The organism is Halotolerantifilum yawarlongkerapense (assembly GCF_054506745.1).
In genome coordinates this window covers 911,665-930,596 of the sequence record NZ_CP199719.1, presented here as the reverse complement: position 1 = coordinate 930,596, position 18,932 = coordinate 911,665, and the positions used below count along the sequence as shown (strand labels likewise).

Sequence of the window (18,932 nt, the reverse complement as noted above, 5' to 3'; positions counted from 1 at the left end):
CTAGCACAAGACCACATCGGAAGAAAGCATTAATCCTTCAATTCACCCTCCAGGTGTTCAGTGAGGACGTTCAGCTCGTGTTTGAGCGCCAACACGCGCTCGAGAGTGAGTCCGCTCTTCTCGAAGGCTTTCACCGGAATCTCCAGTGCACGCTCTTTCAAGCGGATGCCTTTTTCGGTCAAAAAGACGAGGACCCTACGTTCATCTTTGGAATCACGATCGCGGTAGAGGAGTCCTGTGGACTCGAGCCGTTTGATCAGGGGGGAGAGGGTACCGGAGTCGAGGTGCAGACGACTCGAGAGGTGTTTGACAGTGACTCCATCCTCCTCCCAGAGGGCGAGAAGCGCCAGGTACTGGGTGTAGGTGATGCCCAACGGTTCGAGAAGGGGCTTGTAGGCGTTCACAATGGCTTTAGAAGCTGCATAGAGGGAGAAGCAAAGCTGATGATCGAGTTTGAGGAGTTCCTCGGTTCGACGCATCAGAGCAGCGCCTCGATTTCTGAAGTCATATCGTATGGATCCACGGGGGATTCGAAGCGCTTGACGACTTGGCCGTCACGATCGACGAGGAACTTGGTAAAGTTCCACTTGATGCTATCATCCGTGAGGCTGGCAGGGGCACTGTCGCTGAGGAAGGCATGGAGCATCTTGCCACCGGGGTGAGACAGGTCGAAACCTTCGAAGGGTTTGGCGGCGACCAGTTCTCTGAAGAGGGGATGTGCCTCGGGACCCTTCACGTGGACCTTGTCAAAGAGGGGGAAACTGACCCCGTAATTAAGCTCGCAGAAACTCTTCACCTGATCGGTCGTACCTGGTTCTTGGTCGGCAAACTGATTGCAGGGAAATCCGAGCACCTCGAATCCTCGCGCTTTGTATGTCTCGTAGAGCTTTTCGAGATCGGCATATTGTGGGGTGAAGCCACACTTGCTGGCTGTGTTGATGATCACGAGAACCTTGCCTTGATAGGCATCTAGTTTAATCGGGTGGCCATCGATGGTCATGAGCTCATGGTTGGATAGTGTATGCTTTTCCATAGGACATCTCCTTTTTTTATTTATGTACAATTTAGTTGTGTGCAATATAAATATACAAAATATAAGGTTTCTTGTCAAGTGCTTCATCACCCTGGTGATTAGCAGGGCGAAAATAGGGCATCATTCTAAAAAGAAGACTGTACGGAAAGAGGTGCCAAATGCTCAAACATATACCCAATCTATTGACGCTCTTTCGAATCGCACTCATACCAGTGTTCGTAAACGTGTTCTTCTCGGGTGATCCAGGGGCCTACGGCTGGGCCTTCTTCGTCTACGCCTTGGCGGGATTCACCGATGTGCTCGATGGAATCATCGCACGCAGGTTCCGCCTGCAATCGAAACTGGGGGCGGTACTGGATCCGCTCGCCGATAAGCTGATGCTCTTGACTGTCCTCTTGTCCCTCTACATAGGCGAACTCATTCCTCTGGTTATTCTGCTCGTCCCTTTAGCCAAAGAACTGTTCATGATCGGCGGTGGCATCTACCTGTACTTTATTCGTGAAGAGCGGGTGGTCATTCCTTCGAATGTTTTCGGTAAATTATCAACGGTTATGTTCTTCTTTGCGATCGCTACGGTCCTACTTCTCGACGCGCAGATGGTCGTCACCATTTTTCTGTACCTCGCGATTGCTTCGCAGGTGGTCGCCTTCGCAAGTTACGCTCATCATTACGCGACCAAGGTGAAGGGAGGGGACACCTCATGAGGTATATGTACTGTGACACGGAGACGACAGATCGTTTTCCGGGCCAGATCTGCCAGCTGTCTTACATTTTGGATGCAGATGAAATGCCATCGGCTGTAGCTAAGAACTTTTTCTTCAGGGTAGAGAGTATCTCGCCCGGTGCCGCCCGTGTGAACGGGATGAGCGTAGAAGGACTCCGCCGCATCTCCGGGGGTCGATTGTTCTCCGATCATCTGGCGGAGATCGAGGCGGACCTGAGGTGGGCGGATGTGTTCGTCGCCCACAATGTAGCTTTCGATGCGAAGTTCCTTGCGACCGAACTCAGACGCGCGGGTAGTCGTGTGAAAGTGCCGAGGTCGTATTGTACGATGAAAGAGCTGGGTGCCGAGCTGGGCTTCCACCGGTACCCGAAGCTGTCAAAGCTCACGGGGCGCTTGGGAATCAGTGATCTGGAAATCCAAGGGGCACTCGACTACCTTTACGATGCACGTGGCGCCCGTGCCCATGATGCACGGTACGATACCGTGGCCGTTTACCTGATCTGTCAGAAGGCCAAAGCTTGTCGCTAGAAAAGACGCGCGTGATCAACATGATCGCAGGTGTCTTTTTTCATGCAAAAATGAACAGGTCAAGGTCGTCCGATCAGCTGCTTATTCCGATCGTTTCGAGGTATAAATATGCTAGGGAAGAAGGTGTTTCCGTTGACGAAACACATTGGTACACAAATGGATGTGCTGGTCAGAAAATGGGTGGGGGATTTACTCGTGATCATGTCGATCGTGGGGCTACCCCTCTTCCTGACCAATCTGATCAGCGAGTGGAGCATCGGACGACTGGGATTGACCCTAGCGGTGATACCAGTCTATTTGCTGTTGCTCGTGGTGACCTACAGAAGGAACACACTGTCACTCAGGCATTTGCTCGTGTTTTTTTTGAGCATCCTGACCTTACTAGGCTGCATTAGCCTCCTTTTTATCGGCATGGCGGGCCCCGGTCTGTTTTTGATGGGCATGAACGTGGGGTTCGGCGCCCTTTTGTTGCGCCGTGAAAGCGCACGGTGGATGGCCCTGACGCTGGCGGCCCTACTCACTGTGACCATGTTCTTGTGGGTGGTGGGGGTATTACAGATCCGCTATGACGTACTTTACTATGCCGCCTCTTACGAGACTTTCATCAACCGCCTAATGCTGTTCCTTACGGTGGGTGGTCTTTTCTATTTCTTGGCCGAGCGGTTTCGGGTGACTTTTGAGGAACTCCTATCAGAACAGAAGGTGCTCCTTCACGAAATTCGAAGAAAAGAAAAACTGCTCTCGTCGCAAGAGATGGAACTGGAAATACACCGTGCGATCGTGGCCTCCTCTCCCAATGTCATCTTTCTGATGGATCGTCAGGGGGTCATACAGATGGTAAATAGCCATTTTTGTGGCCTCATCGGTTGTGATGTGCATCAGGTGATTGGCGCGCACTACGCGATGGTTGGCGCACCTCCCGTGCTGACCAGTGCTTATGAAAATCTGATGACAGAGGTCAAGGAGAAAAGACGTGCTGTCTCGCGTCGCGTGGCCCTGGCAGTGGAAGGGGAGCAGAAGGTTTACGATCTTGTGATGACCCCCAAGATCACCCCCAACAGTGAAATCGAAGTGATCACGGTGATCCACAACAACATCACACCCCTCGTGGAGAAGGAAGAGCGCATCGAACGGTTGGCCTTTTACGACAACCTGACGAGTCTCCCGAATCGAGTCTTCTTCAAAGAGTCTGTGGAAGAGGCGATCGCATCGGGGAGCGACAAATGTGCTGTGCTCCTTTTCGACCTCGACGATTTCAAGAAGGTAAACGACACCCTGGGGCACCGCGTGGGCGACCAAGTACTTCGCGATCTGGTGACCCAGTTGAAAAAACGCTTGGAGCCGGATGATGTATTCGCTCGGCTTGGAGGTGATGAGTTCGCACTCCTCAGCTTCAACCACGGGCCTGTGGAGAGCCACCGGGAGCGTCTTACCGATAAGAGCAGAGTCCTGACGGAGGTCATGGATCAGATGCTCCATATCGAGGAATTTCAGTTTTCCATTTCCATCAGCATCGGTGGTGTCGTGTACCCCGACCACGGGAGCAATTACGATACCCTGATCAAGAATGCCGAGACGGCCATGTACGTGGCGAAGGCGGCGGGAAAGAACACCTTCCGCATCTTCGATATGGGTATGGAGGAGTCCACACTGGAGACGGCCCTTTTTGAAACGCACATCCGCCGAGCCATGGAAAATGGTGAGATCGATGTGCATTTCCAGCCGTTGATCCGCAGTTCCGATGAACGCATAAGGGGTTTTGAGGCCCTCATGCGGTGGTCTTCTCCGCTATTCGGAATCGTATCGCCGGATCGATTCATCCCAGTGCTCGAGGAGACGGGGTTGATTCTATCCTTTGGAGCTTACGTGGTGAAAAGAGCATGCGAGGTGAACCGGAGGATGCAAATGTGTCTGGGCCATGATACGGTGGTCAGCGTGAACTTATCCCCCATGCAGTTCTTCCAGGAACATTTTGTCGAGGAGGTCATTGGGATCTTAACAGAAACCGGGTTATCCGGCAAGAGTCTGGAGTTCGAGATCACCGAGCACGTGCTGATCGAGAGTCCGGAGGAAGTGGTGCGAACGCTGCACCGCCTGAAGGATTTAGGCGTTCGCGTGGCGCTCGATGATTTCGGGACCGGGTATTCCTCCCTGAATTACCTGAGGAGCCTGCCCATCGACACGCTGAAGATCGATAAGTCCTTTATCGAGGATCTTCTTGACCCTGACCAGGGCAAGCACCTAGTGGGTTCGATCGTGGCCCTCGCCCATGGTCTGGGACTCGAGGTCGTGGCGGAGGGCGTTGAGACGGAAATGCAGTGGCATTACCTGCAGGCGAAGGGCTGCGATGTGCTACAGGGCTATTATTTTTATCGACCTATGAAAGAGAATCTACTAAAGGAGTTATGCGATGATTTTTCTCACCAGCCCCAGTAAGACGATGGAACTCGGTGGTAGACAAGATGGCCGATGGCCGGATGAAGACCGACAACATAAGGCCATGCACCTGAGAGATAAGCTTCAGCAGATGAACCACGACGAGCTGAAGGAAGTCTACGGTGCTTCGGACCAGGTGGTCGCGGAGGCGCAGAAACTCCTTGCGGATCCCGGCTACTACCGGGCACTTCCGGGCTATGCAGGCCTGATCTTCAAGGAACTGGACTATGCCTCGCTTCGACCGGATCAGTGTGCTTATCTCGATGCCCATCTCTGGATACTCTCGGCTCTTTACGGATACTTACGGCCGACTGAACGTTTCGCGCCCTACCGGTTGGACCTAGTGGATGATATGGACCTCAATCTGGTGGATTATTGGCGGGATACGATTCGGGACGCACTTCCCAAGGAGGACTTCATTGTGAACCTTGCCTCCAAGGAGTACATGAAACTGATTGACAGGGAGCAAGTGGGTGATCGGCTGATTACCATCGACATCAAGGAACGCAGAGAAGATGGGAAGCTCAGGACAGTGGCCACCTACGCGAAAAAAGCGAGGGGTGCCTTCCTGCGGTTTGCCGCCATGACGAAACCGACCACGGTGGATAACCTGAAGCACTTCGATGGTCTCGGTTACGTCTTTTCTGAAGAGGATTCGACGGACCGCACCCTCACCTTTATCCGATGACAACACAGTGGACAAGAAAACGCCCATCTGAATCGATTCAGATGGGCGTTTGTATGCTCTCACATGTTATCTAACGGTTCATGGCTTTGTTCAGCATATCCTTGAGGGAATCGAAGTCACTGACGTTCGAGATGAAACCGTCGAGCTTTTCCTGTGGGACGTCTTTTAAATCGGATAAGTTCTCGACGTTGAATCCGCTTTTATCGATGAAATCGCGAACCGATTCCAGTGTCGTGTTGTTCTTGATAAAATCATCGGACAACAGCTTGTCGAGATCCAGATCGTCCAAATTGAACTGTTCTTTGAGGTCACCTGCTAGTTCGTTGAATTTCTTTTTAAAGTCCAAAAGATCGCTCCTTTCCTATCGTTTTAATGCTCGACCATGCGACCGAGGCCCTTGGCTTCGGCCACCCAATTCTCCACGCGCTTCACGGTGGGGGGCACGCGCACGAGGTTCTTTTTCGCGTTGATCTCATTCATCTTTTCGCAAAGATTTTCTGCGTTTCGATGGGCGAGTTCTGGCACCGTATCGACGCCCGCGGCCTCCAGAAGCTCCGCGTACTGTCCACCAACGCCCTTGATCCGCATCAGATCGGCATGGTTGACCCAGGTGAGGATCGTCTTCTCCTGGATGCCTGTCTTCTCGGCAATTTCTTTTCTGCCCTTCTTCGATGCCCCCGTTTTCAAAAGGGCTTCGATGGAACCGATGCCCACCTCCTTGAGTTTTGTTTCATAAGCAGCTCCAACGCCTTCAATCGTACTGAGTTTAGCCATGGAACCATCCTTTCTCTACACTTATGAACAATTGCCTATTCTATAGATACCACCGGATGGGAATGGTTAACAGAATAAATGAGAATCAATGAAAAGATTCATCCGGCCGAGCATATGACAGAACAGGGATTTTCCCCTATAATGAAGGTAGACAAAAAGAAAGAAGGCGAGTGACATGGCCGGCGAAAAATTATCGAGCATCAAAAAAGCGACGCTTCTGCTTGAAGCCCTGAGCGAACCTCCTTATCTCTTCAAAGCGGCCGAGCTTTCGGAGAAGCTCCAGATCAATCGAACAACGATCCACCGGATGCTGGACGATCTGATCGACAGCAACCTGGTGATGAAAGAGGAAGAGGAAAAAGCCTATCGCTTGGGACCGGGACTCTACCGGATGGGGTCCGTCTACTATAAACAGCTGCAATTCAACAACAAGCTGACGGCGGTGCTGTCCAAGATTTCTGAGGAATCACGCGAGTCCGTGGGGCTGGCAATCAGGGACCACGAGCGGATCATCTCCTTGTACGAGCTGGAGATCAACCAGCCGATGAAAATGAATTACCAGCCGGGGCTCTTCTACCCGATGAACCGCGGATGTTATGGAAAATGCCTGATGGCCTACTACGATCAGGATCGGGTCGAGGAACTGCTCGACCAGCAGACCTTCGAGAAGGTGTGCAAGAACACCTTGACCGAAAGGGACGAAATCCTGAAGGAGTACGAGAAGATCCGAAAACAGGGATACGTGGTGAGCGACGAGGAAACCTTCCCCTATGCTGTGGGTGTGGGCATTCCGATTTTCAACGAAGAGGGAGAGGTAAAGGTGTGTGTAGCAATTTCCTACCTCAAGCAGAAGGACCACGAGGAACGCATCGAAGAGCTGAAGGACATTTTATTCAAATACGCAGAAGAAATCCGCCGGTACAGTCCCTGACCGGCGGATTTTTCTCATTTTGATCAGTAGATTTCCGACCGCTTGAGATAGACGAGTGAGAGGAGGAAGGAAAAGACGCCGACGCCCATGGCGAGATACAAACTGAGCGAAGGTCTACCCATCGTCAGTTCGATATGCTGGCTGTTGAGATCCACTCCGAGGAGCAGGGGGGCCGACCAGGGGAAGTAGGCGATGTACTTCGATTGGGTGGCCATGAAGAGGAACACCTCGATCACGATTCCGACGGCGATCGGTGCCACGAAGTTTTTAAAGAGAAGGGTTACGAAAAAGATGGGCATGAGCAGGGGGAGGAAGAGGAGCGTGTTCGTATAGAAGAGCCGGCCAGACTGGAGGAGGGTGACCATCGTGATCTCTCGGTATCCGCCGAGAAGGGAAAAGAGCAGCGTGGTCACGTATCCCGAGGTGGCCATGGCGATGAGACCAAGCGCCAGGATGAAGACCTTAGCCAAAAGGAAACGGCCTCGGCCGGTGGGCAGGGAAAAGAGGTGCTTCATCATATCGTCGCTGTACTCCCGTTCTATGAGGTAAGTTGCGTACAAACCGTAGAGCAGGGTGCCGATGATCAGGCTGTTGAGCAGGATGGTCTGGTTGACAAAATCATAGAAGAGGGGGGCTTCCTCCGCCCATTTTGCCTGAGACCGATAGACGATGAAGTTCAATAGCGGTGAGCACAGGGTGCCGGCGAAAAGAAGGTACAGCATGTTCGAGCGCTTGAGTTTCAAAAGTTCTACCCTAAGATAACCGATCATGAGATGATCCCCCCGCTCGTCAGTTGTATGTAATGGTCCTCGAGCGTCGGCCTGATGGTACTCAGGTGGTGCACCAACACGTCGCCCTCCTGCAGACGTCGGTTGATGAGGGCAGCCTCATCGAGACGTTCATAGATGCGCAGCTCTTCTTCGTGGACACGGTAGTCGGTGATCATTAGCTCCTGTTCGAGGAGGCGAGCAGCCGTCGGGGGGCGGTCCACCATGAGCCGCAGGTACCGGCGTTTGGACCGGGCAAAGTCCGATAGGGTGATTTCGTCGAGGAGTTTTCCATGGTGGAGGATGCCGATGCGATCGGCGAGAAGTTCCACCTCGGAGAGTTGGTGGCTGGAGAGGAGAATCGTGATCTCGCGTTCCCGGCTCAGTTTTTTGAGAAACCGGCGCACCTCCACGATGCCGTTGGGATCGAGTCCGTTCGTGGGTTCGTCCAAGATCAAGAGCTCGGGATCGGCGATCAGCGTCCGGATGATGCCCAGGCGTTGCTTCATCCCCATGGAGAAGGAGCCGACCTTCTTATCTCCCGCGGCGCTGAGACCAGCCATTTCCAGCAGACGGTCGATCTGATCCTGTTTGGAGATGCCGAGCAGGTGGGCGAAGATCATCAGGTTTTCCCTGGCGGTCAGGTTCGGGTAGAAACCCGGGGACTCGATCATGGCGCCCACACGAGAGAGCATCTTTTCACCGGGCTGAATGTCCTTCCCCAAGATCTCGATTGTGCCGCTGTCGGGGCGCACGAGTCCCAGGAGCATGCGGAGCGTTGTGGTTTTGCCCGCCCCGTTGTTGCCGAGAAACCCATAGATTTCTCCTTTGTTAACGGTCAAGGAGAGTTCCTCCACCGCCGGAACGGCTCCGTATTTCTTAGATAGATGGGTCGTTCGGATCATGGTCATAAGTTCTCCTTTCCTTTCTTCTGATCTGAACCCATGATACACCATGAACCTGAAGTGTTCCTGACGAGAACCTGAACAGTTCCTTAAAGCGGATTCAGTACTTGGGTAGTGTCACGGAAAAGGTCGTTTGGTGCCAAGGGATACTCTCGGCATTCATCTGACCACCCAACCGTTCGACCAACCTAGAAGTGATGGCAAGTCCGAGACCCGTACCACCAGTGGTAAAACGTCTTTCGAAAAGCCGGTCTGGGGGGAGGGTGAACCCCTGGCCACCGTCGGCGACAGTGATGACACAGTCTTCCCCGTGCACCTCCAGCCGAAGCTGAATCCATTTCCCCTCGCTGCCATAGTGGAGGGCGTTATCCAGGAGATTTTGCACGATTCTTTTCACAGCAGTGGGGTCGAGGGTCACCTGGACGGGCCGATCCGGCAGATGAATCTCGGGTCTTACGTCTCTCGCCTCAATCTGGAGGTACATTTTAATCAAGCACTCACGCAAAAGGGCACAAAGATCGAAGGATTCAGGCGGCCTGGCGTCATCACCACTCTCTGTCCTGGCGTAGGTGAAAAGGCGGTCGAGATGGTTCGCCAGTTGTCGGGCTCGCACGGCACTACGTTCGATGTAGCGGGTGCGTTCGGCTTCCCTTGTGATCACGCCGTGATCGAGAGCCTCCAGGTGCCCGATAACAGCAGTCAGCGGTGTGCGCAGATCGTGGGAAAGATCAGCGATCAGTTGGACCCGCTGCTCTTCGCGACGTATCATCTGGAGGTGCTGCCTTTGGTGGGTATCGAGAATTCGGTTGATCGTGGCGTCGCTTGTGTCCGGCTTAGCAGGCAGACGCAGTGGAATCCGGAGATTGTGATGTCCGTCTTCATATAGACGGAGGGTCTCCCTGCGCAACTCTTCCCGCCGGTGATGGTTCTGCCACTGCAGAAACCAAAGCATGAGAAGGAGGACCTGCGCGGCCAAGAACAGGATCATGAGGTTTCTCTGCTTTCCCCGCGGAGTCTATAGCCAAGTCCCCAAATCGTTTCGAGCCACTCGGGATGGGAGGGGTCTGATTCGAGCTTTTCCCGGATGCGCCGGATATGGACCATGATGGTATTGTCATCGCCCAGGAAGGGTTCCTTCCATACCTGGGCATAGATCTGTTCTTTGCTTAGGATCTGGTCGGGATGCGTGGCGAGGAGCAGCAGGATGTCGAACTCTCGCGGCCGAAAATCAATAGACAGGCCATGTCTCTTGACCAGACGCTTCTGGGGATCGATGACAAAGGGGCCGATGTGGAGAGGGCGGGCACCGGATCGTATTCTCCGCTGGCTTCTTAGGTGCGCATGTACGCGGGCCAGGACCTCTGGCATGGAGAAGGGTTTGGTGATGTAATCGTCGGCGCCTACATTAAGCCCCAGGATCTTTTCGTTTTCACTGGACTTTGCCGTGAGAAGTAGGATGGCGGGATCGCCCAGGGCCCGGATCTCTCCCACGAGATCGAGCCCATTGAGTCCCGGCATGGCGATGTCGCTGAGGATCAATTCATGACGGTGCTCGCGATAAAAGCATAGTCCCTGCAGTCCATCGTAGGCGATGTCCACATCAAACCCTTCAACAGTCAAGTAGCGACCGATGAGATCGGCGATTTCCCGGTCGTCCTCAATAACGAGGAGTCTTTCCTTTGTGAGGCTGTGCATGTGTTTTTCCTCCCTTGTCTTCTTATGGAAAGAGCATAGCACAACCCTACAGGCCGACAGGCAGCATTAACGGAAAGATAGGAAAAATTTCACAGAATTTTAAGCTTTTTTGTTGAGATCAAAAACAGTAAAAAGTACTGGAAACCAAAAAGAACAAATGAGACCGGTGCGATGACCGGTCTCATTTGCATGGGAGAGGGTGTTCCTTATAGCTGGAACTGTCGGATCTGATTCTGAAGTTGGGCGGCCAGTTCGGCAAGTCCTTCGCTGGCATCGGCAATCTGTGCCATGGCTGCCGTTTGTTCTTCCACGGAGGCCGAGGCCTCTTCGGTACCCGCGGCATTTTCCTCCGAGATGGCCGAGAGGTTCTCGATGACCTTGACGATTTCTTCCTTCTTCTCGGTCATGGACTGGCTCGAGTGATTCAGTTCGTCGACGATCTGTCTCACGGCTTCGATGGCACTGGCAATCCCGTCAAATTTCGTGTGGGTCTGCTCCATGCTATCCATCTGGGCGGTCACGATCTGACCGGCTGCGTTCATGGTCTTCACGGCTTTGGATGTCTGCTGGGAGAGTCCAGCGATAATCTCAGAGATTTCCTCAGCGAAGGTGTTCGACTGCTCGGCAAGCTTCCTAATCTCTTCAGCGACGACGGCGAAACCGCGGCCGGCGTCACCGGCCCTTGCGGCTTCGATGGCAGCATTAAGTGCCAGGAGATTCGTCTGGTCGGCGATGGACTTGATCATATCGCTGGCCCGTTCAATCTTCTCTGTGTTGCCGTCGGTTTCCAAGATGATCTCGTGCACCTCTTGAGCTGCCTCATTGTTCTGCCGGGTTTTTTCCCGAAGGTCGGCGAGGGCAGCGATGCCAGCGTCCTTCAGCAGGTTCATCTCGTCGGCCGAGAGGTTGAGGGCGTTGACCAATCGGATGTCTTCGTTTACGATTTCGCCGAGGGTGTGGATCTGTTCTGCGCCATCTTGGGTTTCTTTGGCCTGATCGGTGGCACCGCGGGCGATTTCCTCTATGGTGCGAGCGACCTCATCAGCGGCCGTGGCCGACTGCAGACTAGTAGCCGTGAGCTCCTCTGACGAGGCGGAGACGCTTTCAGAGCCACTGGCGATCTCTTCGACCAGACCGCGGAGCTTCTGCTGCATACTCTCCACCGAGCGTGCGATGGTACCTACTTCATCCCGACGGTCACCGTAACGCTGTAAGGCTTGTTCGGTATCCTGTCTTAGGTCGAAGTTAGCGATCTTCTCGACTCGGTCTGATAAAAGGGAAATGGGCTTGGCGATGGAGGATCCCAGGAAGAGAGCTGCAAGGATTCCGGCGAGGAGAAAGCCTCCGGTGATGAGCATCAGAAGGTTGCGCATGTCGGCCAGGTTCCCCAGCACCTCTTCTTCTACGGCGACGTTGAGCAGCGTCCACTCGGTGCCGGGAATAGGGGCATAAGCTACGTAGTTCGTGCGCCCCGCGTAGTCGTAGGTGTCCACACCACGGCCTTCCGCCAGGGCCTTTTCGATGGAACGGGCGACATCGGTAAAGGCGGCGTCTTCTGCGGCCCGTTCGATCACATTGACCTGGTTCATGACCATCTCGCGGTCGGGGTGGGCCACGGTGGTTCCCGATTGGTTGATGGCATAGGCGTAACCCATCTGACCGATGCCCATCCCATCGGTGATTTCGTTCAGGGAATTCCCGTCACGACGAGCGATGAGAACAGAGACCACCTGATCTTGGCTGTAGATCGGAACCGCGTACATGAGAACGGCATCTCCTGTGACGCGACTGATCAGTACATCGGAAAGGTTCGGTTCACCGGCGAAGGCGCGCCGTACGTAACTACGATCGCCGAGAGAGGCCACGTCACCGCTGAGGGCGTAACGGGCCGTGCCATCGGGATCAACGATGGCCATATCCAGGTAGCCCAGGCGTTCGACGTCGGCGGCCAGCGAGTTGCGTTTATCTGCCCAACTGCGACCTGTCATCTCCGAGCGGTTGGCGACTTCCTGTAAGATCGCCAGATGGCTATTGACGGTAATCTCCACCTCGCGGGCTCCAGTATCGGAGGCCGCAATCAGGGCGGTTTCCACTTCTTCTGTCACCGTGTCGCTGGCGAAGTAGACGGCGGTGAAGCCCAGACCCAATGAGACGACCAAGAGTAAAACCCCAACGAACAGGGCGATTTTTCGCGATAGATTCATAAGAAGCTCCCTTCGACTGTTAATAGGCTGACGATATTATGCTTCATCATACCACACTTACTAGGTGGTGAGAAGCGGATTCAAGGGAGCATTTAACGGCTCAATTCTTAACGGTCACATCGCATTTGTACTTTTCAGATTATTTATGGTAGAATGAATTAAATCCTATATATGAACATCTTGTTCGCAGTTTGAACAAGGTAAAAAAGGAGGGTGTTTATGGAGAGAGAGCTCAAAACAGACGGGGCTTCGGTGTCGGAGAAGGAAATCATCCGCTGGATCGAAGAACTGGTGGCTCGTCCGAGCCACAGTGGAGTGAAGGGACAGGAGACGGCCACGGCGGCCTATATCCACGATCTCTTTCAAAAGGAGGGCATTTCCTCGGAATTGATTCCGGTGGCCGATGGCCGGTGCAATGTGGTGGCCCGGCTCGAGGGAAGGGGTGGTGGTAGGAGCCTGCTGTTCACGGGCCACACGGATACGGTCCCCCCTTATGAGATGGCCCACCCCTATGAGGTGATCGAGGAGAAGGACCGTCTCTACGGACGGGGTACCGTGGACATGAAGGGGCCGCTGGCCTGTATGATCGCAGCCATGGTGGCGATCAAAAGAGAGGGAGCACCGCTCAAAGGAGATCTCGTCTTCGGCGGGGTCATTGACGAGGAGGCCGGTAGTCTCGGGACCATTGCTCTTTTGGAACAGGGGATCGAGGTCGATGCGGCCATTATCGGCGAACCGACGGACTTCGGCTTGTGCCTGGCCCACCGGGGACTCGAGTGGTACACGCTAACCATTGAGGGGAAGACAGTCCACGGTGGAAACCAGGCGGAAGGAGTCAATGCAATTCTCCATGCCAGCGAGCTCATCAGCCGCCTCCAGCGTGAGATTTCGATCCATATCGAGAAGACCGCCCACCCGATTATCGGGAAGGGGTCGATCAACTTCGGTACCATCCACGGGGGAACCCAACCCAGTACCGTGGCCGGGGAATGCGTGATCACCTTTGACAGGCGATGGCTACCGGGGGAAACCCATGCCGAGATCACAGGACAGATTCAGGCGGTGATCGAACAGATGGCCACCGAGGATCCGACGTTCAAGTGTAGGCTCGAGATCATGCCGGAGAGCGTGATGAAGGAGGGGTATGTCCACGCGCCCATGTCCATTGATCCGCGCCACCCGCTGGTGGGGATCGCAACAGATGCGGTGGAATCGGTGACGGAGTTGAAGGCCAGGCACACCTATTTTCCAGCCTGGTCCGATGGGGGCCTCTTCGACCGGGAGGGAATCCCGACGATCGTCTTGGCGCCGGGGAAACTATCGTCGGCGCACTCGACAGATGAGCACATCCCCATCGCACATCTGGTGCCTGGGATGCTAGTGTACAAACAGATTGCTCAAGCGTTTTGTAACGAACCACAGGATTGAACGAGGGGGAGAAATTGTGGCAGATATCGTAAAAAAGGAAGAGAAAGCGTTCAAAGTACCGCATGTATACGTGATTTTATTGGTGTTGATTGCAATTGGCGTTGTCATGAGCTACATCGTTCCTGCAGGCCAGTACGAGATGATGGAGGCGGCCAACGGTCGCGAGGTGGTAGATTCCACGACCTTCAGCTTCGTAGAGAACCAGCCGCTGGGTGTCTTCGATTTTCTACAGTCCGTACCCAAGGGGATGTCGGAGACGGCCACGATCATCTTTTTTATCTTCATCGTGGGTGGATCCTTTGCCGTGATCGATGATACGGGTGCCATCGAGGCCGGTCTGGGGCGGATCACCAAGACCATGGCCGGCAAGGAACGGGCCATCGTGCCGATCGTGATGATCGCCTTTTCCCTTGGGGGAGCGGTATTCGGCATGGCAGAGGAGACCCTACCCTTTATTCCGATCATGGTGACCTTGGCCGTGGCCCTGGGCTTTGACTCGCTTACGGGCGCCGGCATGGTCCTTCTCGGTGCGGGTGCGGGTTTTGCCGGTGCCTTCATGAATCCTTTTACCGTGGGCGTGGCCCAGGGCATCGCCGAGCTCCCGCTCTTTTCGGGAATGGGTTACCGGATCTTCGTGTACCTGGTGATGCTGACGGTCTCGGTGAGCTTTGTCTACTGGTACGCCGGCAAGGTGAGAAAGGATCCAAAGAGTAGTCTGATGTACCACGAGGACCTGGCCCGCGAGGATGAGATTGATCTCGATGCGTTGAAAACCTTTAACACGCAGCGCAAGCTGGTGCTCTGGATCGTAGCAGGCACCATCGCACTTTTGGTCTTCGGCGTGACCCAGTATGGTTGGTATATCATGGAGCTCTCAGCACTCTTTCTCGGGATGGCCATCGTGGCTGGTCTCGTGGGTGGGCTGGGTCTCGACGGTTTTGCCAAGAGCCTGGCCAACGGTATGGCCAACATCGCCGGCGGTGCCCTGGTGGTCGGTTTTGCACGCGGGATCTTGGTGGTGCTCAACGAGGGGCAGATCATGCATACGATTTTGTACGCTGCCTCTAATCTGGTCTCGGGCCTACCGACGTCCTTCGCTGCACTGGGCATGTACATCTTCCAGTGTTTCCTGAACTTCCTGATTCCATCGGGCAGTGGCCAGGCGGCGGTCTCTATCCCGATCTTGGCCCCCCTGGGGGATATTGTGGGTGTGACACGCCAGACAGCGGTGCTCGCCTATCAGCTGGGAGATGGTATCTCCAATATTTTCACCCCCACCTCAGGCTACTTCATGGCGGGTTTGGCCCTTGCCAAGATCCCGTGGACGAAGTGGGCCAAGTGGTTCTTACCGCTGATCCTGGTCCAGTATATCGTCGGTGGTATCCTGGTGGTCATCGCCCACAACATAGGCTTTGGACCTTTCTAGGCAGTGATGTGTAGGAAGAGCGGATAAAAGAAGCGGTGAAGAAAATGAAAGCTCCAGATTTCCCTTGGGAAATCTGGAGCTTCGTGTTTCGTTAATCTTCTACGTCGTGGGCGATGCGGCTGGCGGCCGAGGCGGCCAGGGCGGCCACGATATCGTCCATGAAAACGTGGACTTCCTTCCCCTTGAGCTCGTCCAGTTTCTTGATGATCCCCTTTTTCTCCTTATCGAGGTAGCCGTAGTTCGTCAGGCCAATGGTCCCGTAGATATTCACGATGGACAGGGGTAGGATCTCATCGATACCGTAGAGGGGTTCGTCCACTTCCACGATGGACTGCAGGGGCTCGGGTAATAGCTTCTTCTCCGCCAGTTCATCGAGAGCAACACCCGTCAGGATCGCGTGGATGACCTCTCTCTTCTGTAGCACGGCCTCCACACTTTCCAGACACCGTTCTATGGTGAGCCCCGGGTTGTACTTCTCCTGGAGCATGTAGACGATGTCGGCGACATCGGTGAGCTCGACACCGCGTTTCTTCAAGAGTTCTCTTGTGGTGCGCTGTAGGCTTTCCAGATCATAAGTCTTCATAAGTTGCCTCCTTATATTATCTTTTCCTTGATAGGTATACCCGATTCGATCTCCGACTACCAGCCGAGTAGATCGGAGGAGGATTTCTCATGTCAGGGGCATCCCTTTGTTTTTATCCGAGGACAACAGGGTATTTATGTACCAGTGCAAGTAAAGAAAAGGAGGGACCATTATGCAGCATAGTTTGACCATAGTCCTATCTGGCGAAGCCGGTCAAGGGCTGCAGACGCTCGAGGATTTTATCGTCGAGGCTGCGGGGAACGACTACTATGTTTTCAGTACGAAAGAGATCATGAGCCGCGTACGGGGTGGGAACAATACCGTGGAGATTCGCCTCGCCGATGAGCGGGTCATGGCCTACCAGGAGAAAATCGATTACCTCTTCCTACTCAACGACCATGCCTACGATCGTTTGACAGAACGTGTGACGGAGGAAACGATGATCTTTGGAGAAGAGGATTTCTTCTCGGGGAAAGAAAAGGGAAAGCCACAGATCTTTCCGCTGGGTGAGTTGGCGAAAGAGGCGGGTAACAAGCTCTACGCCAACACCATCTTGTTCGGTTACATCGCCGGTCTTCTGGCGTTTGACCAAGACTATTGCAATGAATTGATCGACGAGCGCTTCGGCCATCTGGAAGAAAAGGTGCTCGAGGAGAACAAAGAGGCCTTTAAGATGGGACGGTCGAAATCTGAGGATGTCGACTTGCCCAAGACCGTGAAGAAGAACGAGAAGGCCAGTGAGCTGAAGATCCTAAACGGTACGGCGGCCGTCGGTATAGGGGCCTTGGCCGGGGGATGCAACTTTGTCAGCTCCTATCCGATGTCACCCTCCACGGCCCTGTTGGTCTTTATGTCCCAACATGCGAAAGAGTTCGGGGTGCTGGTGGAACAGGCGGAAGATGAAATCGCGGCGCTCAATATGGTCGTCGCCGGCTGGTACGCTGGTGCGCGGGGACTGGCCACGACTTCCGGTGGCGGTTTCGCCTTGATGGAAGAAGCGCTGAGTTTATCGGGGATTACCGAGACACCCTGTGTGATCCACATTGCCCAGCGGCCGGGACCGGCCACGGGTCTACCGACGCGTACCGAACAGGGGGATTTGAACCTAGCCGTCTACGGCGGCCACGGTGAGTTCCCACGGATCGTGCTGGCACCGGGTTATCCTGAGGATGCCATCAAGCTGTCACAGCGTGCCTTTTGGCTGGCGGACAAGTACCAGGTACCGGTCTTTATCCTGACAGACCAGTATTTCGTGGATAGTTTCTGGCAGATGGAACGCTTCGAACTCGAAGAGGACTACCTAGAAGAATCCATCGTGGAGACCGAGGAGACCTATCTACGCTACGCGCTTTCCGACCATCCCCTGTCACCGCGTGGAATTCCCGGAAGAGGGAAGGGACTTGTGAAGGTGGACTCCGATGAGCACACGGAAGAAGGTCTCATCACCGAGGACTTTAACGTGCGCATCGATATGAACGAGAAACGACTGGCCAAGGAAGACCTGCTCCTTGATGATTATCAGGACGTGGAGCTGGTCGGTCCCGAGAACTTTGCGAAGCTCATCATCGGCTGGGGATCGACCTACGGAGTGCTCAAGGAGTATATCGATACCTGCGATAGAGAGGATGTGGCTTTCCTCTATGTGAAGCAGGTCTATCCACTGCACAACTCGATCCTGGATTTGACAGATCAGGCCGAGCAAATCGTGGTTATCGAGAACAATGCCACGGGTCAATTTGCCAAGTTAATGAAACTTGAACTCGACGTGGAAGCCGATGATTCGATCCTCAAGTACAATGGCGAACCCTTTAGTATCGAAGAAATCGACGAAATGCTCGAGGAGGTGCTCGTATGATGAATTTTGAATTTGATCGGAACATCGATATCGCATGGTGTCCTGGTTGCGGAGACTTTAGCATCCGCAAGGCGCTCATCGCGGCGCTACAGGAGCTGGAACTCGATCCTACCCAGGTGGTCATGACTTCGGGGATCGGACAGGCGGCCAAAATGCCACAGTATGTGAATACGAACTTTTTCAATGGCCTGCACGGGCGGGGTCTACCGCTGGCCGTGGCCATCAAGGCATCGAACCCAGCGTTGACGGTAATCGCCGAGGGTGGTGACGGGGACATGTACGGAGAGGGTGGTAACCACTTCATCCACAATATTCGCAGGAACCCGAACATCGCTCACTTTGTCCACAACAACATGGTCTACGGTCTGACGCAGGGACAGGCGTCGCCGACGAGCCAAATGGATTTCCATACGCCCGTCCAGGTGGATGGCGTGATCAACGAACCCTTTAACCCGCTGGCCGTGGCCCTCTCCCTTGGAGCGACCTTTGTGGCACGTGCTTTTTCAGGAGATGTGGAGAAGCTGACAGAAATCATGAAGGCGGCCATCCAGCACAAGGGATACGCCCTCGTGGATATCTTTCAGCCCTGTGTGTCTTTCAACAAGGTAAACAACTTCCGTTGGTACAAGGAGAACTCCTATTATCTAGAGGACCACGACCCCACGGACCACGCGGCGGCTATGACCCTAGCGCTCAAGCGTGATAAGTATCCACTGGGCATCCTGTATCAGGTGGAGGGGAAAGAGTCTTTTGAGGAAAAGATCAATATCTACCGAGAAGACGAGACCCCAATCGTCAAGAGAAAGCGGGATCTCTCGGCAGTACAGGATTTGATGGACGAAAAATAAGCAAAAATCATCAGACGCTCCCTACATCTTATGATGGGGAGCGTTTTTTTTGTGCGAGAAATTTCAATGCACCTTTTCTTTTGTCTGGATTTATAAACAATGCGCAA

The 18,932-nt window shown here is 54.1% G+C and carries 19 protein-coding genes; 9 read left to right on the top strand and 10 right to left on the bottom strand.

Annotated elements, in window-relative coordinates; genetic code table 11:
- Positions 1-29: 29 nt before the first annotated feature.
- Complete coding sequence (locus ACULM0_RS04465) at positions 30-479, bottom strand: MarR family winged helix-turn-helix transcriptional regulator (RefSeq protein WP_463679265.1); 450 nt, start codon at positions 477-479, stop codon at positions 30-32.
- Complete coding sequence (locus tag ACULM0_RS04460; protein WP_463679264.1) at positions 479-1,033, bottom strand: glutathione peroxidase; 555 nt, start codon at positions 1,031-1,033, stop codon at positions 479-481. The genes ACULM0_RS04465 and ACULM0_RS04460 overlap by 1 nt, the downstream gene beginning before the upstream one ends.
- 158 nt (positions 1,034-1,191) lie before the next feature.
- Here ACULM0_RS04460 and pgsA point away from each other — a divergent pair, with 158 nt between their 5' ends.
- From pgsA to ACULM0_RS04440, 4 genes are all read left to right on the top strand, one after another.
- Positions 1,192-1,737, top strand: coding sequence for a CDP-diacylglycerol--glycerol-3-phosphate 3-phosphatidyltransferase (gene pgsA / locus ACULM0_RS04455; RefSeq protein WP_463679263.1), 546 nt, complete (start codon positions 1,192-1,194; stop codon positions 1,735-1,737).
- Positions 1,734-2,285, top strand: coding sequence for a 3'-5' exonuclease (locus ACULM0_RS04450; RefSeq protein WP_463679262.1), 552 nt, complete (start codon positions 1,734-1,736; stop codon positions 2,283-2,285). The genes pgsA and ACULM0_RS04450 overlap by 4 nt, the downstream gene beginning before the upstream one ends.
- Before the next feature lie 132 nt (positions 2,286-2,417).
- Positions 2,418-4,721, top strand: a complete 2,304-nt coding sequence (locus tag ACULM0_RS04445) for a putative bifunctional diguanylate cyclase/phosphodiesterase (RefSeq protein ID WP_463679261.1) — start codon at positions 2,418-2,420, stop codon at positions 4,719-4,721.
- Complete coding sequence (locus ACULM0_RS04440; protein ID WP_463679260.1) at positions 4,696-5,409, top strand: YaaA family protein; 714 nt, start codon at positions 4,696-4,698, stop codon at positions 5,407-5,409. Before ACULM0_RS04445 ends, ACULM0_RS04440 begins: the two co-directional genes overlap by 26 nt.
- 70 nt (positions 5,410-5,479) lie before the next feature.
- Here the strand turns inward: ACULM0_RS04440 and ACULM0_RS04435 are convergent, their stop codons facing one another.
- Positions 5,480-5,755, bottom strand: coding sequence for a hypothetical protein (locus ACULM0_RS04435; protein WP_463679259.1), 276 nt, complete (start codon positions 5,753-5,755; stop codon positions 5,480-5,482).
- A 23-nt stretch (positions 5,756-5,778) separates the two neighbouring features.
- Positions 5,779-6,183 carry a DUF4332 domain-containing protein gene (locus tag ACULM0_RS04430; protein WP_463679258.1) on the bottom strand — a complete coding sequence of 135 codons (405 nt, stop codon included), beginning with the start codon at positions 6,181-6,183 and terminating at the stop codon, positions 5,779-5,781.
- A 175-nt stretch (positions 6,184-6,358) separates the two neighbouring features.
- Between ACULM0_RS04430 and ACULM0_RS04425 the strand changes: the two genes are divergently transcribed.
- On the top strand, positions 6,359-7,114 hold the full coding sequence (locus ACULM0_RS04425; RefSeq protein WP_463679257.1) for an IclR family transcriptional regulator: 756 nt from the start codon (positions 6,359-6,361) through the stop codon (positions 7,112-7,114).
- Between the two features lie 23 nt (positions 7,115-7,137).
- On the opposite strand, the gene ACULM0_RS04420 is transcribed toward ACULM0_RS04425, so the two are convergent.
- From ACULM0_RS04420 to ACULM0_RS04400, 5 genes are all read right to left on the bottom strand, one after another.
- The gene (locus ACULM0_RS04420) at positions 7,138-7,884 is read right to left on the bottom strand and encodes an ABC transporter permease (protein ID WP_463679256.1); all 747 of its coding nucleotides are present in this window, start codon (positions 7,882-7,884) and stop codon (positions 7,138-7,140) included.
- Complete coding sequence (locus ACULM0_RS04415; RefSeq protein WP_463679255.1) at positions 7,881-8,786, bottom strand: ABC transporter ATP-binding protein; 906 nt, start codon at positions 8,784-8,786, stop codon at positions 7,881-7,883. Before ACULM0_RS04415 ends, ACULM0_RS04420 begins: the two co-directional genes overlap by 4 nt.
- Positions 8,787-8,886: 100 nt before the next feature.
- On the bottom strand, positions 8,887-9,774 hold the full coding sequence (locus ACULM0_RS04410) for a sensor histidine kinase (RefSeq protein ID WP_463679254.1): 888 nt from the start codon (positions 9,772-9,774) through the stop codon (positions 8,887-8,889).
- Positions 9,771-10,481 carry a response regulator transcription factor gene (locus tag ACULM0_RS04405; protein WP_463679253.1) on the bottom strand — a complete coding sequence of 237 codons (711 nt, stop codon included), beginning with the start codon at positions 10,479-10,481 and terminating at the stop codon, positions 9,771-9,773. Before ACULM0_RS04405 ends, ACULM0_RS04410 begins: the two co-directional genes overlap by 4 nt.
- A 206-nt stretch (positions 10,482-10,687) precedes the next feature.
- Complete coding sequence (locus tag ACULM0_RS04400) at positions 10,688-12,685, bottom strand: methyl-accepting chemotaxis protein (RefSeq protein ID WP_463679252.1); 1,998 nt, start codon at positions 12,683-12,685, stop codon at positions 10,688-10,690.
- 219 nt (positions 12,686-12,904) lie between these two features.
- Between ACULM0_RS04400 and ACULM0_RS04395 the strand changes: the two genes are divergently transcribed.
- Both ACULM0_RS04395 and ACULM0_RS04390 read left to right on the top strand, forming a co-directional pair.
- Complete coding sequence (locus tag ACULM0_RS04395; RefSeq protein ID WP_463679251.1) at positions 12,905-14,113, top strand: M20 family metallopeptidase; 1,209 nt, start codon at positions 12,905-12,907, stop codon at positions 14,111-14,113.
- 16 nt (positions 14,114-14,129) lie between these two features.
- Complete coding sequence (locus ACULM0_RS04390) at positions 14,130-15,539, top strand: YfcC family protein (protein WP_463679250.1); 1,410 nt, start codon at positions 14,130-14,132, stop codon at positions 15,537-15,539.
- A 91-nt stretch (positions 15,540-15,630) separates the two neighbouring features.
- Here ACULM0_RS04390 and ACULM0_RS04385 read toward each other — a convergent pair whose 3' ends face one another.
- Positions 15,631-16,122, bottom strand: coding sequence for a phosphatidylglycerophosphatase A family protein (locus tag ACULM0_RS04385; protein ID WP_463679249.1), 492 nt, complete (start codon positions 16,120-16,122; stop codon positions 15,631-15,633).
- Positions 16,123-16,294: 172 nt separating this feature from the next.
- Here ACULM0_RS04385 and ACULM0_RS04380 point away from each other — a divergent pair, with 172 nt between their 5' ends.
- Together ACULM0_RS04380 and ACULM0_RS04375 are read left to right on the top strand one after the other, a co-directional pair.
- Positions 16,295-17,977 carry a 2-oxoacid:acceptor oxidoreductase subunit alpha gene (locus tag ACULM0_RS04380; RefSeq protein WP_463679248.1) on the top strand — a complete coding sequence of 561 codons (1,683 nt, stop codon included), beginning with the start codon at positions 16,295-16,297 and terminating at the stop codon, positions 17,975-17,977.
- Complete coding sequence (locus ACULM0_RS04375) at positions 17,977-18,825, top strand: thiamine pyrophosphate-dependent enzyme (RefSeq protein WP_463679850.1); 849 nt, start codon at positions 17,977-17,979, stop codon at positions 18,823-18,825. The genes ACULM0_RS04380 and ACULM0_RS04375 overlap by 1 nt, the downstream gene beginning before the upstream one ends.
- The last annotated feature ends 107 nt before the right edge of the window (positions 18,826-18,932 follow it).